The organism is Streptomyces sp. NPDC026673, assembly GCF_040638135.1.
Lineage (GTDB): Bacteria > Actinomycetota > Actinomycetes > Streptomycetales > Streptomycetaceae > Actinacidiphila.
The window spans coordinates 23,251-37,339 of sequence record NZ_JBEZXR010000085.1 but is presented as its reverse complement, the minus strand read 5'-3'; the positions used below and the strand labels follow the sequence as shown (position 1 = coordinate 37,339).

Here is a 14,089-nt window from a genome sequence, read left to right as displayed (position 1 = left end):
GCTTCACAGCTACAACCACCACCGCGGACACACCGCCCTGAACGGCAAACCACCCGCCAGCCGCGTCCCCAACCTCACAGGGCAATACAACTAGCGCAAGCCCTGTGCCACGCCCGCCGTGCAGTCGCTGTCGGTGACGCAGCGGACGTCCGGGTACCGACCGAGCGCGATGTTGGTGAAGTTGGCGAGGCTGTCGGTGCCGGAGCGGAAGTAGCCCGCGTGCCCCTCGGCGCCGGCCGAGGTGACCACCCGGGCACCGAAGGCCCGGGAGACGGGGTCGGCGCCGTGGCCGATCCCCGCGATCTCCAGGTGCGGCACGTCGCCGATCCAGTCGGTGCCGTCCCGGGTGGCCCACACCCGGGCGGCGGTGTCGAGGTCGGCCGCCTTGTCCACCCGCATGCCGGGGCTGCCGAAGACGGCGATGTCGGAGACCCTGCCGGACGGCAGGTCCGGGGCGGCGACCCCGCACAGCACCGAGCCGTAGGAGTGGCAGAACAGCGACACGGCACCGCGCGCGGGCAGCGCCTTCACCAGGGCGGTCAGCCGGACGGCACCCTGCTCGGCCAGTTCCCCGGTGGAGGCGTCGAGACCGACGCCCCGCGGGGTGGTGTAGTCCGCCCAGGCGATGACGGCCGTGCGGGTGTCGGGGGCGCCGGCGCGCTCGGCGTCGTAGAGCGAACGGGCCATGCCGACCGGGGCGCGGGTCGGGTCGGCGTCCCGTTCGAAGGAGAGGACGTCGGTGTCGACCCCCGGCACGACGATCGACACCCGGTCCGCGGCGTCGAGGTCGCCGAAGACCTCGGCGGCACGACCGCGGCCGGTGGGATCGAAGGCGAGGATCTGCCGCTTGCCGTCGAGCAGGGAGGCGTAGCGGTCGGCGCGCTGTGCGGCGTCCCGGCGGCCCTCGGCGGTCAGCAGGCGGCTGTGCGAACGGGCCGTCTCCTGAGTGCGCGCCGTGAGCAGCGAGCGCCGGTTGGCCTGGTAACGCAGCGCGATCGGGGCGCCGTTGAGATTCCCGACGACGAGCGGGTAGCGGTCCGCGAGCCGTTTGGCGCGGTCCGGCCCGACGGAGGCGAAGAAGCGCGCGACGACGTCGGCGCCCGCCTGCGGGTCGGGGAGCGCGCGACCGCCCAGCGAGCCGTGCCGCCACGCGGCCGTGGCCACCGAGAGGGCGTCCCCGCCGCCCTTGTGGTGGCGCAGCGCGGTCCAGCCGGTGGTCGCCAGCATGACGAAGACCACGGCCAGGGCCACGAGGGCGCGCAGGGAGGGGGAGCTGAAGCGCTCATCGACGAGGTTCACTGGGGGACACCCTAGGAGACGCCGGAGATCCCCTGGGTGCGCCGTGACTCAAGTCACGTTTGGAACAAGGAGATTCCGGACACACCCTTGTGCTCGTCCCAGGGCTGTGCCAGGACCGGGACCAGCAGATCCAGATGCTCCTCGCTGACCCGGCGGATGGACTCCACGCTGGTCTCGTCGCCGTCCCCCCACAGCCGCTGCGCTGCCCGGATCACCCCTCCGACGGCCGCCACGAGCACCCGCGGGCGCGGATCGTCCGGGTCCAGGCACTCACGGGCGGCGATGACGGCGGCGAGCCGTGCCTCGATGAGCGCCGCGTGGCGCATCTGGGCGGACAGCAGCGTCGGCGTGGACTCGATCACCCGGTACATCGCCATGTACGTGGACAGCGGCACGACGGCGGCGATGACGGCGCTGATGCTGTGCCAGGACTCGTCGAGCGCCGCGCGCAGCGCCGTGAAGGGCGGTTCGCTCGCGGGCCGTGCGGCGACCGCGGCGACGAACGCCTCCTCGACGCTGTCCTCCAGCGCGAGCGCCACCTCCTCCTTGCCCGCGAAGTAGCGGAAGAAGGTGCGCTGGGAGACCTCGACCTCGGCGGCGATCTCGTCGACGGTCGTGCGCTCGTACCCCTTGGCGACGAACAGCTCGATCGCGGCTCTTATGAGCGCGTCCCGCGTGCGCTGCTTCTTGCGTTCACGCAGGCCGCACACGGGCGTCGCGCGCATCGCGTGCTTCATCTGCCGTCCACCTCCAGGGGCCCTCACGATACCTTCGTGCTTCCTGTCAGTTACCGACGGATGACTGCTTTGGTCAAATGTCAGGGACTGCCATAATCTCTTGCCCATGACCCAAGCCTCCGTCGTCACCGACAAGGCCCCGGACTCGATACCGGCGCCTTCCAAGAAGCCTCTCCGCGGCCACCCCTGGCTGACCCTCTTCTCGGTCGCCATCGGCGTCATGGTGGTGGCGCTGGACGGCACGATCGTCGCCGTCGCCAACCCGGCCATCCAGGCCGACCTCGGTGCCTCCCGCGAGCAGATCCAGTGGATCACCACCGGCTACATGCTGGCCCTGGCGGTCTCGCTGATCACCGCGGGCAAGCTCGGCGACCGGTTCGGCCACCGGCAGACCTTCCTGGTCGGCCTCGCGGGCTTCGCCGTCACCTCCGGTCTGATCGGCCTGTCCAGCGGCGTCGGCATGGTGATCACGCTCCGCGTCCTGCAGGGCGTGTTCGGCGCGCTCCTCCAGCCCGCCGCGCTCGGCCTGCTGCGTGCCACCTTCCCGGCCGAGAAGCTCAACATGGCCATCGGCATCTGGGGCATGGTCATCGGTGCCTCCACCGCCGCCGGGCCGATCGCGGGCGGTCTGCTGGTCGAGCACGTCAACTGGGAGTCCGTCTTCTTCATCAACGTGCCCGTGGGTCTGATCGCGCTGGTCCTGGGTCTGGTCATCCTGAAGGACGTACGCGCCGAGAACGCGCCGCGGTCCTTCGACATCCCCGGCATCCTGCTGCTCTCCGGCGCGATGTTCGGCCTGGTCTGGGGCCTGATCAAGGCTCCGGAGTGGGGCTGGGGCGACCCGTTGACCCTGGGCTTCCTGGTCGGTTCGGTGCTGCTCTTCGTCCTGTTCGCGTTCTGGGAGACCAAGGCCTCCGAGCCGCTGATCCCGCTGCGGATGTTCCGCTCGGTGCCGCTGTCCGCGGGTACCGCGCTGATGGTGCTGATGGCCTTCGCCTTCCTGGGCGGCCTGTTCTTCGTCACCTTCTACCTGCAGAACGTCCACGGGATGTCGGCGGTGGAGTGCGGTGTCCACCTGCTGCCGCTGACCGCGATGATGATCGTCAGCTCGCCGGTCGCGGGCGCGCTGATCACCAAGTTCGGCCCGCGGGTGCCGCTGGTCGGCGGCATGGTGTGCACGGCGGTCGCCATGTTCGGCATGACCGGTCTGGAGGCCGACTCCGGCACCGCCGTCATGTCCCTGTGGTTCGCGCTGCTGGGTCTCGGCCTGGCCCCGGTGATGGTCGGCGCCACCGACGTCATCGTCGGCAACGCGCCGCTGGAGCTGTCCGGCGTGGCCGGCGGCCTGCAGGGCTCCGCGATGCAGGTCGGCGGCAGCCTCGGCACCGCCGTCCTGGGCACGATCATGGCTTCCCGGGTGGACAGCGTGCTGCCCGAGAAGTGGGCCGCGGCCGGCCTGCCCCCGCTCAAGGGCGAGCAGGCCGCGCAGGCCGCGGACGCGGTCGTCGTCGGTGTGCCGCCGGTCGCCAAGGACACCCCGGCCGAGGTCGTCGCGGTGATCACGAAGATCACCAGCGAGACCTTCCTGTCGGGGATGGGGCTGGCCTTCACCGTCGCCGGCGTCGTGGCCGCCTTGGCGGCGGGCATCGCCTTCCTGACCAAGCGCGGCGTCAACGCGGACGCCGCCGGCGGCGGGGTGCACATCTGACGCCGGACGATTCCCTATCCGGGTGAACGAGGCCCGGGGCCCTTGGCGGCCCCGGGCCTCGCCGTTCACGGTGGTGCTCCGACCGAAACGGGGAGTGATCCACATGCGTGCCGCCGTCCTGACCCTCGCCCTCACCGCGACCGCCGCGGCCCTGGCCGCCCCGGCCGGCGCCGCGCCCGCCGCCGGCTGCGACCCGGGCCAGCTGTGCCTGTGGAGCAGACCGGACTACCGCGGGGCACGCCTGGTCCACGAGCTCGCGGACACGGACGTCAACTCCTGTGTGCCGCTGCCCGCCGGGACGGACGCGAAGTCCTTCGTCAATCGCACGCGGAAGCTCGTGACGACCTACCAGAGCGCCGAGTGCGCCACCGAGGGCGACTTCGTGACATTCCCGTCCGGCACCTGGGTCCCGGAGTCCCGGCACACCATCCGGGCCTTCCAGATCGTCGACCAGTGAGCCCGCGGACAAGGGCAGGGCCCCCACCGCGGCTGCGGTGGGGGCCCTGGTGAAGCGGGGAGCGTCAGGCGTCGCCGCCCGCCGCGCCGGGGTCGGCGGCGGCCACGTCGAGCAGCTGGTAGCGGTCGATCGCCTGCTTCAGCACGGAGCGGTCGATCTTCCCCTCCTTCGCCAGCTCGGTGAGGACGCCCAGCACCACGGACTGCGCGTCGATGTGGAAGAAGCGGCGCGCCGCGCCACGGGTGTCGGCGAAGCCGAAGCCGTCGGCACCGAGCGACTGCCAGGTGCCCGGCACCCAGCGGGAGATCTGGTCCGGGACGGCCCGCATCCAGTCCGAGACGGCCACGAACGGGCCCTCGGAGCCGCTGAGCTTGCGCGTCACGTACGGGACGCGCTGCTCCTCCTCGGGGTGGAGCAGGTTGTGCTCCTCGGCCTCGACGGCGTCGCGGCGCAGCTCGTTCCAGGAGGTCGCGGACCACACGTCGGCCCGGACGTTCCACTCCTCGGCGAGGATCTTCTGGGCCTGAAGCGCCCACGGCACGGCCACGCCGGACGCCAGGATCTGCGCCGGGATGGCACCCGCCTCGGCGGTCCGGTACTTGTACAGGCCCTTGAGGATGCCCTCGGTGTCCACGCCCTCCGGCTCGGCCGGCTGCACGATCGGCTCGTTGTAGACGGTGAGGTAGTAGAAGACGTCCTCGTTCGCCTCGCCGTACATGCGGCGCAGGCCGTCCTTGACGATGTGCGCGATCTCGAAGCCGAACGCGGGGTCGTACGCGACGACGGCCGGGTTGGTCGAGGCGAGCAGGTGCGAGTGGCCGTCGGCGTGCTGCAGGCCCTCACCGGTGAGGGTGGTGCGGCCCGCCGTGGCGCCCAGCACGAAGCCGCGCGCCAGCTGGTCGGCCATCTGCCAGAACTGGTCGCCGGTCCGCTGGAAGCCGAACATCGAGTAGAAGACGTAGACCGGGATCAGCGGCTCGCCGTGGGTCGCGTAGGAGGACCCGGCGGCGATCAGCGAGGCGGTGCACCCCGCCTCGGAGATGCCGTCGTGCAGCATCTGGCCGGTCGGGGACTCCTTGTACGCCAGCAGCAGCTCGCGGTCGACGGACTCGTACGTCTGGCCCAGCGGGTTGTAGATCTTGGCCGACGGGAAGAGCGAGTCCATGCCGAAGGTGCGGTACTCGTCCGGGGCGATCGGCACGAAGCGCTTGCCGATCTCCTTGTCCCGCATGAGGTCCTTCAGCAGCCGGACGAAGGCCATGGTGGTGGCGATCGTCTGGTTGCCGGAGCCCTTGCGGGTGCCGGCGTAGGCCTTGTCGTCCGGCAGGGCCAGCGGCTTGGCGCGCACGACGCGGGTCGGGACGTAGCCGCCCAGGCCCTTGCGCCGGTCGTGCATGTACTGGATCTCCTCCGAGTTCCGGCCCGGGTGGTAGTACGGCGGGGCGCCGGACTCCAGCTCCTTGTCGGCGATCGGCAGGTGCAGCCGGTCACGGAAGCGCTTGAGGTCGTCGACCGTCAGCTTCTTCATCTGGTGGGTCGCGTTGCGGCCCTCGAAGTTCGGGCCGAGCGTCCAGCCCTTGACGGTCTGGGCCAGGATCACCGTCGGCTGGCCCTTGTGCTCGCGGGCCGCCTTGTACGCCGCGTAGATCTTGCGGTGGTCGTGGCCGCCGCGGCCCAGGTGCAGGACCTGGTCGTCGGTGAGGCCCTCGACCATCTTGCGCAGCCGGTGGTCGTCACCGAAGAAGTGGTCGCGGATGTACGAGCCGGTCTCGGTGGCGTAGGTCTGGAACTGGCCGTCGGGCGTGGTGTTGAGCTTGTTCACCAGCACGCCGTCGCGGTCCTGCGCGAGCAGCGGGTCCCAGGTGCGGTCCCAGATCAGCTTGATGACGTTCCAGCCGGCGCCGCGGAACTGCGACTCCAGCTCCTGGATGATCTTGCCGTTGCCGCGCACCGGGCCGTCGAGCCGCTGCAGGTTGCAGTTGACGACGAAGGTGAGGTTGTCCAGGCCCTCGCGGGCGGCCAGCGACAGCTGGCCCAGCGACTCGGGCTCGTCCATCTCGCCGTCGCCGAGGAAGGCCCACACGTGCGACTGCTCGGTGTCGGCGATGCCGCGCGCCTGCAGGTAGCGGTTCATCCGGGCCTGGTAGATCGCGCCCAGCGGGCCGAGGCCCATGGACACGGTCGGGAACTCCCAGAAGTCCGGCATGAGCCGCGGGTGCGGGTAGCTGGACAGGCCGTACGGCGCCTTGGACTTCTCCTGGCGGAACGCGTCCAGCTGGGTCTCGGAGAGCCGGTCCAGCAGGAAGGCCCGGGCGTACACGCCGGGGGAGGCGTGGCCCTGGAAGAAGATCTGGTCCCCGCCCTTGCCGTCGTCCTTGCCCCGGAAGAAGTGGTTGAAGCCCACGTCGTAGAGGGAGGCCGAGGAAGCGAAGGTGGCGATGTGGCCGCCGACGCCGATGCCGGGCCGCTGGGCACGGGACACCATGACCGCCGCGTTCCAGCGGGTCGCGTTGAGGATGCGCCGCTCGATCTCCTCGTTGCCGGGGAAGAACGGCTCGTCCTTGGTCGCAATGGTGTTGACGTAATCCGTGCTGCGCATCTCGGGCACGGCAACCCGCCGTTCGCGGGCTCGCTCGATCAGGCGGAGCATCAGGTAGCGGGCGCGCTCGCGTCCGCGCTCGTCGATGGCGGCATCAAGCGAGTCGAGCCATTCCGCCGTCTCCTCGGGATCGAAATCCGGGACCTGGCTGGGAAGGCCGCCAATGATGATCGGGTTGCGATCTGATCCGGAAGCCACGCTATTCCTTCGCTTCTAGGGTCTTGCTCTGCTGGGTCGCGCCGCCTCCATCGTGTACCGCGCGTTCGGGATACGTCATCTCTACTGAGTGGTAACCACCACTAAGTGAGACAGACCCCTCTTCCAGACCCTCTTGAGGCTCTCGCATGGCTGTCCGGTGGCCGTTCGACCAAACCGCAACTCTACGCCCACTCGGACGTACGACCGACCGCGACCCCGATTCGGTAGAAACCCTGGCATAGTGGAGTGAGCCACGTCACCCCTCACGGTTCGGGTTGCGGTGACACGTCAACGTTTGGGCGGGATGGGCGGCCGGGTACTTGCGCGAACCGCCGCGCCCGTGTGGACTACCGCCCATAACCCCGCACAGGAGCGGGAAGACAACCCCCATGACAGGAGGCAGAGCGTGAGCGCGACCGCGGGCCACGCGGAGGAGCAAACCAACCCGGCGAGCCGGCTTGGTTTTGAGCCCGGACAGGTGGTCCAGGAGCTCGGCTACGACGACGACGTCGATCACGAGCTCCGTGAGGGTATTGAGGGGATCACGGGCGAAGAGCTCGCGGACGAGGAGTACGACGACGTCGCAGACGGCGTCATCCTGTGGTTCCGTGATGATGACGGCGATCTGACCGACGCCCTGGTCGACGCCACGTCCGCCATCGACGAGGGCGCCCAGATCTGGCTCATGACCCCGAAGACCGGCCGTGACGGGCACGTCGAGCCGAGTGACATCGGAGAAGCCGCGCAGACCGCGGGCCTGGCTCAGACCAGCAGTGTCAACGTCTCCAAGGACTGGACCGCCAGTCGCCTGGTGACGCCCAAGACGGCGAAGGCCGGGAAGCGCTGAGGCGTTCCCCGACCGGCACAGCGCCCCCGTGACCCAGCGTCGCGGGGGCGCCTCGCGTTGCGCCGGAGGGGCGGTGCGAGACTGGCCGCGGGGCCCGGCCGCGGGTCCCGTCACCGTCACCGGAGAGGTGTTGTCCACCATGGCGCTCGCCGTAGGCGAAAAGGCCCCCGATTTCGAGCTGCGGGACCAGCACGGCCGGACCGTGCGGCTGTCCGACTTCCAGGGCTCCAAGAACGTCGTCCTGCTCTTCTTCCCCTTCGCCTTCACCGGGGTCTGCACGGGCGAGCTGTGCGCGCTCCGCGACGAGCTGCCGGCCTTCCAGAACGACGACGTCCAGTTGCTCGCCGTCTCCAACGACTCGATGCACACCCAGCGCGTCTTCTCCGAGCAGGAGGGCCTGGACTACCCGCTGCTCTCCGACTTCTGGCCGCACGGTGAGGTCTCCCGCGCCTACGGCGTCTTCGCCGAGGACAAGGGCTGCGCGGTGCGCGGCACCTTCGTCATCGACAAGGACGGCGTGGTCCGCTGGACCGTCGTCAACGGCCTGCCGGACGCCCGGGACCTCAACGAGTACGTCAAGGCGCTCGAAGCCCTGTAGTCCTGGGGAACCGGGTACTAATCTCAGGGCGTTGATCCTGATACGAGCAGCACGCGATGACATGGGAGGACCCGTGGGAGTCAGCCTCAGCAAGGGTGGCAACGTTTCGCTGACGAAGGAGGCCCCCAACCTCACGGCCGTCATCGTCGGCCTCGGCTGGGATGCCCGCACCACCACGGGCACGGACTTCGACCTCGACGCCAGCGCCCTGCTCACGGGCACCGAGGGCAAGGTCCTCTCCGACCAGCACTTCGTCTTCTTCAACAACCTCAGGAGCCCCGACGGCTCCGTCGAGCACACCGGTGACAACATCACGGGTGAGGGTGAGGGGGACGACGAGCAGATCAAGGTGAACCTGGCCGGTGTGCCGGCCGAGGTCGCCAAGATCGTGTTCCCGGTGTCGATCTACGACGCCGAGACCCGCCAGCAGTCGTTCGGCCAGGTCCGCAACGCGTTCATCCGCGTCGTCAACCAGGCCGACGACCGGGAGCTGGCCCGTTACGACCTCACCGAGGACGCGTCGACCGAGACGGCGATGGTCTTCGGCGAGCTGTACCGGCACGGCGCCGAGTGGAAGTTCCGTGCCATCGGCCAGGGATACGCGTCCGGCCTGCGCGGCATCGCGCAGGACTTCGGCGTCAACGTCTGATTCGTCGGGGCCTCGCGGTCCGCGTCCGGCGGACCGCGAGCCCCCGCGGGGGAGGAGAACAGCATGGGCGTGACGCTCGCCAAGGGAGGCAATGTCTCCCTCACCAAGGCCGCACCCAATCTGACCAACGTGCAGATCGGGCTCGGCTGGGACGCGCGCTCCACCACCGGGGCGCCCTTCGACCTGGACGCCAGCGCGCTGCTGTGCGCCTCGGGCCGGGTGCTCGGCGACGAGTACTTCGTCTTCTACAACAACCTCAAGAGCCCGGAGGGCTCGGTCGAGCACACCGGCGACAACCTCACCGGTGACGGCGACGGCGACGACGAGCTGCTGCTGGTGGACCTGTCCGCCGTGCCCGAGCGGGTCGACAAGATCGTCTTCCCGGTCTCCATCTACGACGCCGACACCCGTGGCCAGACCTTCGGCCAGGTCAGCAACGCCTACATCCGGGTGGTCAACCAGACCGACCAGAGCGAACTGGCGCGCTACGACCTCTCCGAGGACGCCTCCAGCGAAACCGCGATGATCTTCGGTGAGCTGTACAGGTACGGCGGCGAATGGAAGTTCCGAGCCGTTGGCCAGGGGTATGCATCAGGGCTCCGGGGCATCGCCCTAGACTTTGGGGTCAACGTTTCGTAAAGGGATTGGATATCCAGTGCTCCTCCGAACTTTCGGCTGGTCGTTCGGTGTCACCGCCGCCGGCCTCGCCCTCGCCGGTTATCTGTGGGGTGCGGAGGGGCTTGCCCTCGTCGCCATCCTGTCGGTGCTGGAGATCTCGCTCTCCTTCGACAACGCGGTGATCAACGCCGGCATCCTGAGGAAGATGAATGCCTTCTGGCAGAAGATCTTCCTCACCATCGGCATTCTGATCGCCGTCTTCGGCATGCGACTGGTCTTCCCGATCGTCATCGTGTCGATCACGGCGAAGCTCGACCCCATCGAGGCCATCAACCTGGCGATCAACGACAAGGAGAAGTACGAGCACCTCGTCACCTCCGCGCATCCGTCGATCGCCGCATTCGGCGGGATGTTCCTGCTGATGATCTTCCTCGACTTCATCTTCGAGGAGCGCGAGCACAAGTGGCTGGCCTGGCTGGAGAAGCCGCTCTCCAAGCTCGGCAAGCTCGACACGCTCTCCGTGGTCGTCGCCCTGGTCGCCCTGCTGATCACCGCCACCACCCTCGCCACCGACGTCGCGCACGGCGGCGGCGACAAGTCCTCCACGGTGCTGCTCGCCGGCATCGGCGGTCTCGTCACCTACCTCATCGTCGGCGGCATCTCGAGCTACTTCGAGGACCGCCTGGAGGACGAGGCCGACGAGGCCGACGAGGAGCTCGAGGAGATGTCGGCGGGCGGCAAGCCGGCCGGCAGCGGTGCCTCGGCCGTGGGCCTGGCGGGCAAGGCGGCGTTCTTCCTCTTCCTCTACCTCGAGGTCATCGACGCGTCGTTCTCCTTCGACGGCGTCATCGGCGCGTTCGCGATCTCCAACGACATCTTCATCATCGCCCTCGGCCTCGGCATCGGTGCGATGTACATCCGGTCGCTCACCGTCTTCCTGGTCCGCAAGGGCACCCTGGACGACTACGTCTACCTGGAGCACGGCGCGCACTACGCGATCGGCGCCCTGGCCGTGATCCTCCTGGTCACCATCAAGTTCGAGATCAACGAGGTCATCACCGGCCTCATCGGCGTCGTCCTGATCGGCGCCTCCTACTGGTCGTCGGTGGTGCGAAACCGCCGTCTCGGGGAAAGCTCCGAGCAGCGGGACGACAAAGCGGAGGTGACGAGCGGGGTCTGACCCCGGTCTCGTCACGACAAACGGACCACGTCGCCCCCCGCCGATCCGGCGGGGGGCGGCCTGCGTCCAGGGGAGGGACGGACATGTGGGACTTCCTGCGGCCGAGCGGCGGCTTCAACACGCAGTTCGACATGGCGAACGCGCACACCATCGAGCTCACCAAGCGGCACCAGGTCGTCTCGCTGTCCAAGCAGGGCGCGGCCGTCGGCAATCTGCGCATCAACCTGTCGTGGCAGATGCGCACCTCGGACACCGGCGGCTGGAACCAGCGCGGCGGCTCCTGGCTGAGCCGCCAGATGCACCTGTTCAAACCGGAGCCCGTGCAGGCCGCCGGCCCCGCCATGGTCAACGTCGACCTCGACCTGGCGTGCATGTACGAGCTGGCCGACGGCACCAAGGGCGTCGTCCAGCCGCTCGGCAACTTCCTCGGCGACCTCGACGCCCCGCCGTACATCCAGATGACCGGTGACGACCGCTTCGGCGGCTCGTCCGGGGAGACGCTCTACATCAACCTCGACAAGCACGACGAGTTCAAGCGCATGCTCGTCTTCGTCTACATCTACGACGGCACGCCCGCCTTCGACCGCACCCACGCCAAGGTGGAGATCTTCCCCAGCTCGGGCCCGCGGATCGAGATCCTGCTCGACGAGCGCGAGCCCCAGGCCCGCTCGTGCGCCGTCGTGCTCATCGAGAACAAGAAGGGCGACCTGACCGTGCGCCGCGAGGTGAAGTACGTCTACGGCTTCCAGGCCGAGCTCGACCGGCTGTACGGCTGGGGCCTGCAGTGGGGCCGCGGCTACAAGACCAAGGTCTGACCGCGCGGCCCCGCGCCGGGCGCGCTCAGCGGCGCTCCTGGAACTGCGGGCCCTGCGGCGGCAGCGTGACCCCCTGGACCGGCTGCGGATAGCCGTACGCGGGAGCGGGAGCGGGGGCCGCCGCGGTCGGGGCGGGCTGCTGGGGCGGGTAGCCGTAGGCCGGGACGGGTGCCGTGGGCTGCTGGGGATAGCCGTACGCCGGGGCGGCCACCGTCGGCTGGGGCTGCTGCGGATAGCCGTAGGCGGGCGGCGCGGCGGGCTGCGGGGGCACCTGGGCCGGTGCCTGGGCCGGAGCCGGTGCCTGCAGGGTGTACGCGTCGGGCTCGGCGGTCAGGACGGTCGGCGGCACGGGCTGCGGCACCGAGGCCGCCTCGCCCTCCGGCCGCGGCGGCGGCGCCTCGTCGAGGTCGCCCTCCTCCACCGTGATGCCGAACTCGGTGGCCAGCCCCTCCAGCCCCGAGGCATAGCCCTGCCCCAGCGCGCGGAACTTCCAGCCGCCCGCCCGGCGGTACAGCTCACCGCAGATCAGCGCCGACTCGTCGCCGGTGTCCGGGACGACGTGGAAGACCGCCAGCGGCTCGGCGTCGGTGCCCGCCGCCGTGTCGTACAGCAGTATCCGCAGATCCGAGACGAGGGCGAAGGGGCCGCCGTCCGAGGAGGCCGCCACGACCACCCGGTCGACAGCGGCGTCCAGGGCGGTCAGGTCCACCTCGATCGCGTCGGTCAGCCCGGCCGGCTCGCTCCGCTTGGGCAGGTGCCGGGCGACGCCCGCCGGATGCCGGGGCTGGTTGTAGAAGACGAAGTCCTCGTCCGTCCGCACCTGGCCGTCGGCGCCCAGCAGCAGCGCCGAGGCGTCGACGTCCGGCACACCCGCCCCGGGGCTCCAGCGGAGCACCGCCCGCACCCCCGAGGCGTCCACGGGGATGTTCGAGCCCTTCACCATCGCCTGCGTCATGCGCGTAATCCTGCCCTCCCCGGGGCCGCGCCCACAACGCGGGGCATGAGGCCGGCCCGCCCGGGGGGAAAGATGGGGACAGGACGACACGCACCGGACCCGAGGGGGTTACCTGATTTTCACGTATGACGGGAACGTCCGCAGGGGGCTCGCACGTACGATAATCGGCCACGGCGTCGGGGGACGCTTCCCACCTCTCCATCCTCTCCGACCACCACCTGCCACGGGGGAAAGCATGCGCCACTTCGGGCACCTCGCGCCGGACGTACGGAACGAGCTCTTCCACCGGGAACCCGCCGGGTTCACCGCGGCCTCGCCGGCCGCCACGCTCGCCGTGGCCCTCGGCGCCACCCTGTACTGCCCCGCCACCCGTCCGCGGCTCGCCGACGACGTGCTCAAGCAGGCCGCGCGCGGTGTCGTCTCGATGGTGCTGTGCCTGGAGGACTCCATCGACGACGGGGAGGTCGAGGCCGCGGAGGAGAACCTGGTCCGCCAGTTCGGCGAGCTGTCCCACCGGATCCCGGACGGCGACCCCCCGCTGCTCTTCATACGCGTCCGCACCCCCGGACAGATCACCGACCTCGTGCGCCGGCTCGGCGAGCACGTGTCCCTGCTCTCCGGGTTCGTGCTCCCCAAGTTCACCGAGGAGTCCGGGGTCCCCTTCCTGGAGGCCCTCGCCGCCGCCGAGGCGCACTGCGGACGGCGGCTCTTCGCGATGCCGGTCCTGGAGTCCCCGCAGCTGCTCCACCTCGAGACCCGCACCGAGACGCTCTACGGCATCTCCCGCACCGTCGACAAGTACCGCGATCGCGTCCTCGCGCTGCGGCTCGGCGTCACCGACTTCTGCTCCGCCTACGGGCTGCGCCGCTCGCCCGACATGACCGCCTACGACGTCCGCATCGTCGCCTCGATCATCGCCGACGTGGTCAATGTCCTCGGGCGCGCCGACGGCACCGGCTTCACCATCACCGGGCCGGTCTGGGAGTACTTCAAGCACTCCAAGCGCATGTTCAAGCCGCTGCTGCGGCAGAGCCCCTTCGTCCCCGAGGCCGTCGACCTGCGCGATGCCCTCATCCAGCGCGACATGGACGGGCTGCTCCGCGAGATCGAGCTGGACCGGACGAACGGCCTGCAGGGGAAGACCTGCATCCACCCCTCGCACGTCCAGCCCGTGCACGCGCTCAGCGTCGTCTCCCACGAGGAGTGGAGCGACGCCGTCGACATCCTCCACGAGGACCGCAGCGGCGGGGGCGTGCTGCGCTCGGCCTACACGAACAAGATGAACGAGGTGAAGCCGCACCGCGCCTGGGCCGAGCGCACCGTGCGGCGGGCCGAGGTCTTCGGCGTGGCACGGGAGGAGATCGGCTTCGTCGAGCTGCTCTCCGCGTGCGTGCCCTCGTGACCGGCAGCGAGAGGGAGAGTGCCGAAC

At 69.9% G+C, this 14,089-nt stretch carries 13 protein-coding genes; 9 read left to right on the top strand and 4 right to left on the bottom strand.

Annotation, left to right across the window (positions count from 1 at the left end; all coding sequences use genetic code 11):
* Positions 1-90: 90 nt before the first annotated feature.
* Together AB0F62_RS36290 and AB0F62_RS36285 are read right to left on the bottom strand one after the other, a co-directional pair.
* Positions 91-1,299 (bottom strand): alpha/beta hydrolase, encoded by a 1,209-nt coding sequence (locus tag AB0F62_RS36290; RefSeq protein ID WP_361809588.1) that lies wholly within the window; start codon positions 1,297-1,299, stop codon positions 91-93.
* Positions 1,300-1,352: 53 nt separating this feature from the next.
* The gene (locus AB0F62_RS36285; RefSeq protein ID WP_361809586.1) at positions 1,353-2,036 is read right to left on the bottom strand and encodes a TetR family transcriptional regulator; all 684 of its coding nucleotides are present in this window, start codon (positions 2,034-2,036) and stop codon (positions 1,353-1,355) included.
* A gap of 106 nt (positions 2,037-2,142) precedes the next feature.
* Between AB0F62_RS36285 and AB0F62_RS36280 the strand changes: the two genes are divergently transcribed.
* Entirely contained in the window at positions 2,143-3,744 is a 1,602-nt protein-coding gene (locus AB0F62_RS36280; protein WP_361809584.1) for an MFS transporter, read from the top strand.
* Positions 3,745-3,847: 103 nt separating this feature from the next.
* On the top strand, positions 3,848-4,201 hold the full coding sequence (locus AB0F62_RS36275; protein ID WP_361809582.1) for a peptidase inhibitor family I36 protein: 354 nt from the start codon (positions 3,848-3,850) through the stop codon (positions 4,199-4,201).
* 64 nt (positions 4,202-4,265) lie between these two features.
* Here the strand turns inward: AB0F62_RS36275 and aceE are convergent, their stop codons facing one another.
* Entirely contained in the window at positions 4,266-6,998 is a 2,733-nt protein-coding gene (gene aceE / locus AB0F62_RS36270) for a pyruvate dehydrogenase (acetyl-transferring), homodimeric type (RefSeq protein ID WP_361809580.1), read from the bottom strand.
* 406 nt (positions 6,999-7,404) lie between these two features.
* Between aceE and AB0F62_RS36265 the strand changes: the two genes are divergently transcribed.
* From AB0F62_RS36265 to AB0F62_RS36240, 6 genes are all read left to right on the top strand, one after another.
* Entirely contained in the window at positions 7,405-7,845 is a 441-nt protein-coding gene (locus AB0F62_RS36265) for a DUF3052 domain-containing protein (protein WP_026250565.1), read from the top strand.
* 139 nt (positions 7,846-7,984) lie between these two features.
* On the top strand, positions 7,985-8,443 hold the full coding sequence (locus AB0F62_RS36260; RefSeq protein WP_361809578.1) for a peroxiredoxin: 459 nt from the start codon (positions 7,985-7,987) through the stop codon (positions 8,441-8,443).
* A 73-nt stretch (positions 8,444-8,516) separates the two neighbouring features.
* Positions 8,517-9,092, top strand: coding sequence for a TerD family protein (locus AB0F62_RS36255; RefSeq protein ID WP_361809576.1), 576 nt, complete (start codon positions 8,517-8,519; stop codon positions 9,090-9,092).
* Positions 9,093-9,155: 63 nt separating this feature from the next.
* A complete protein-coding gene (locus tag AB0F62_RS36250; RefSeq protein WP_361809574.1) occupies positions 9,156-9,731 on the top strand; it encodes a TerD family protein in 576 nt (191 codons plus the stop codon).
* A 16-nt stretch (positions 9,732-9,747) separates the two neighbouring features.
* The gene (locus AB0F62_RS36245; RefSeq protein ID WP_361809572.1) at positions 9,748-10,890 is read left to right on the top strand and encodes a DUF475 domain-containing protein; all 1,143 of its coding nucleotides are present in this window, start codon (positions 9,748-9,750) and stop codon (positions 10,888-10,890) included.
* 83 nt (positions 10,891-10,973) lie between these two features.
* Entirely contained in the window at positions 10,974-11,705 is a 732-nt protein-coding gene (locus AB0F62_RS36240; protein ID WP_361809570.1) for a Tellurium resistance, read from the top strand.
* 25 nt (positions 11,706-11,730) lie between these two features.
* On the opposite strand, the gene AB0F62_RS36235 is transcribed toward AB0F62_RS36240, so the two are convergent.
* Positions 11,731-12,660, bottom strand: a complete 930-nt coding sequence (locus AB0F62_RS36235; protein ID WP_361809568.1) for a TerD family protein — start codon at positions 12,658-12,660, stop codon at positions 11,731-11,733.
* 235 nt (positions 12,661-12,895) lie between these two features.
* On the opposite strand from AB0F62_RS36235, the gene AB0F62_RS36230 reads away from it, so the two are divergent.
* Positions 12,896-14,062: an HpcH/HpaI aldolase/citrate lyase family protein gene (locus AB0F62_RS36230; protein WP_361809566.1), complete on the top strand. Its 1,167-nt coding sequence runs from the start codon at positions 12,896-12,898 to the stop codon at positions 14,060-14,062.
* Positions 14,063-14,089: the final 27 nt, after the last annotated feature.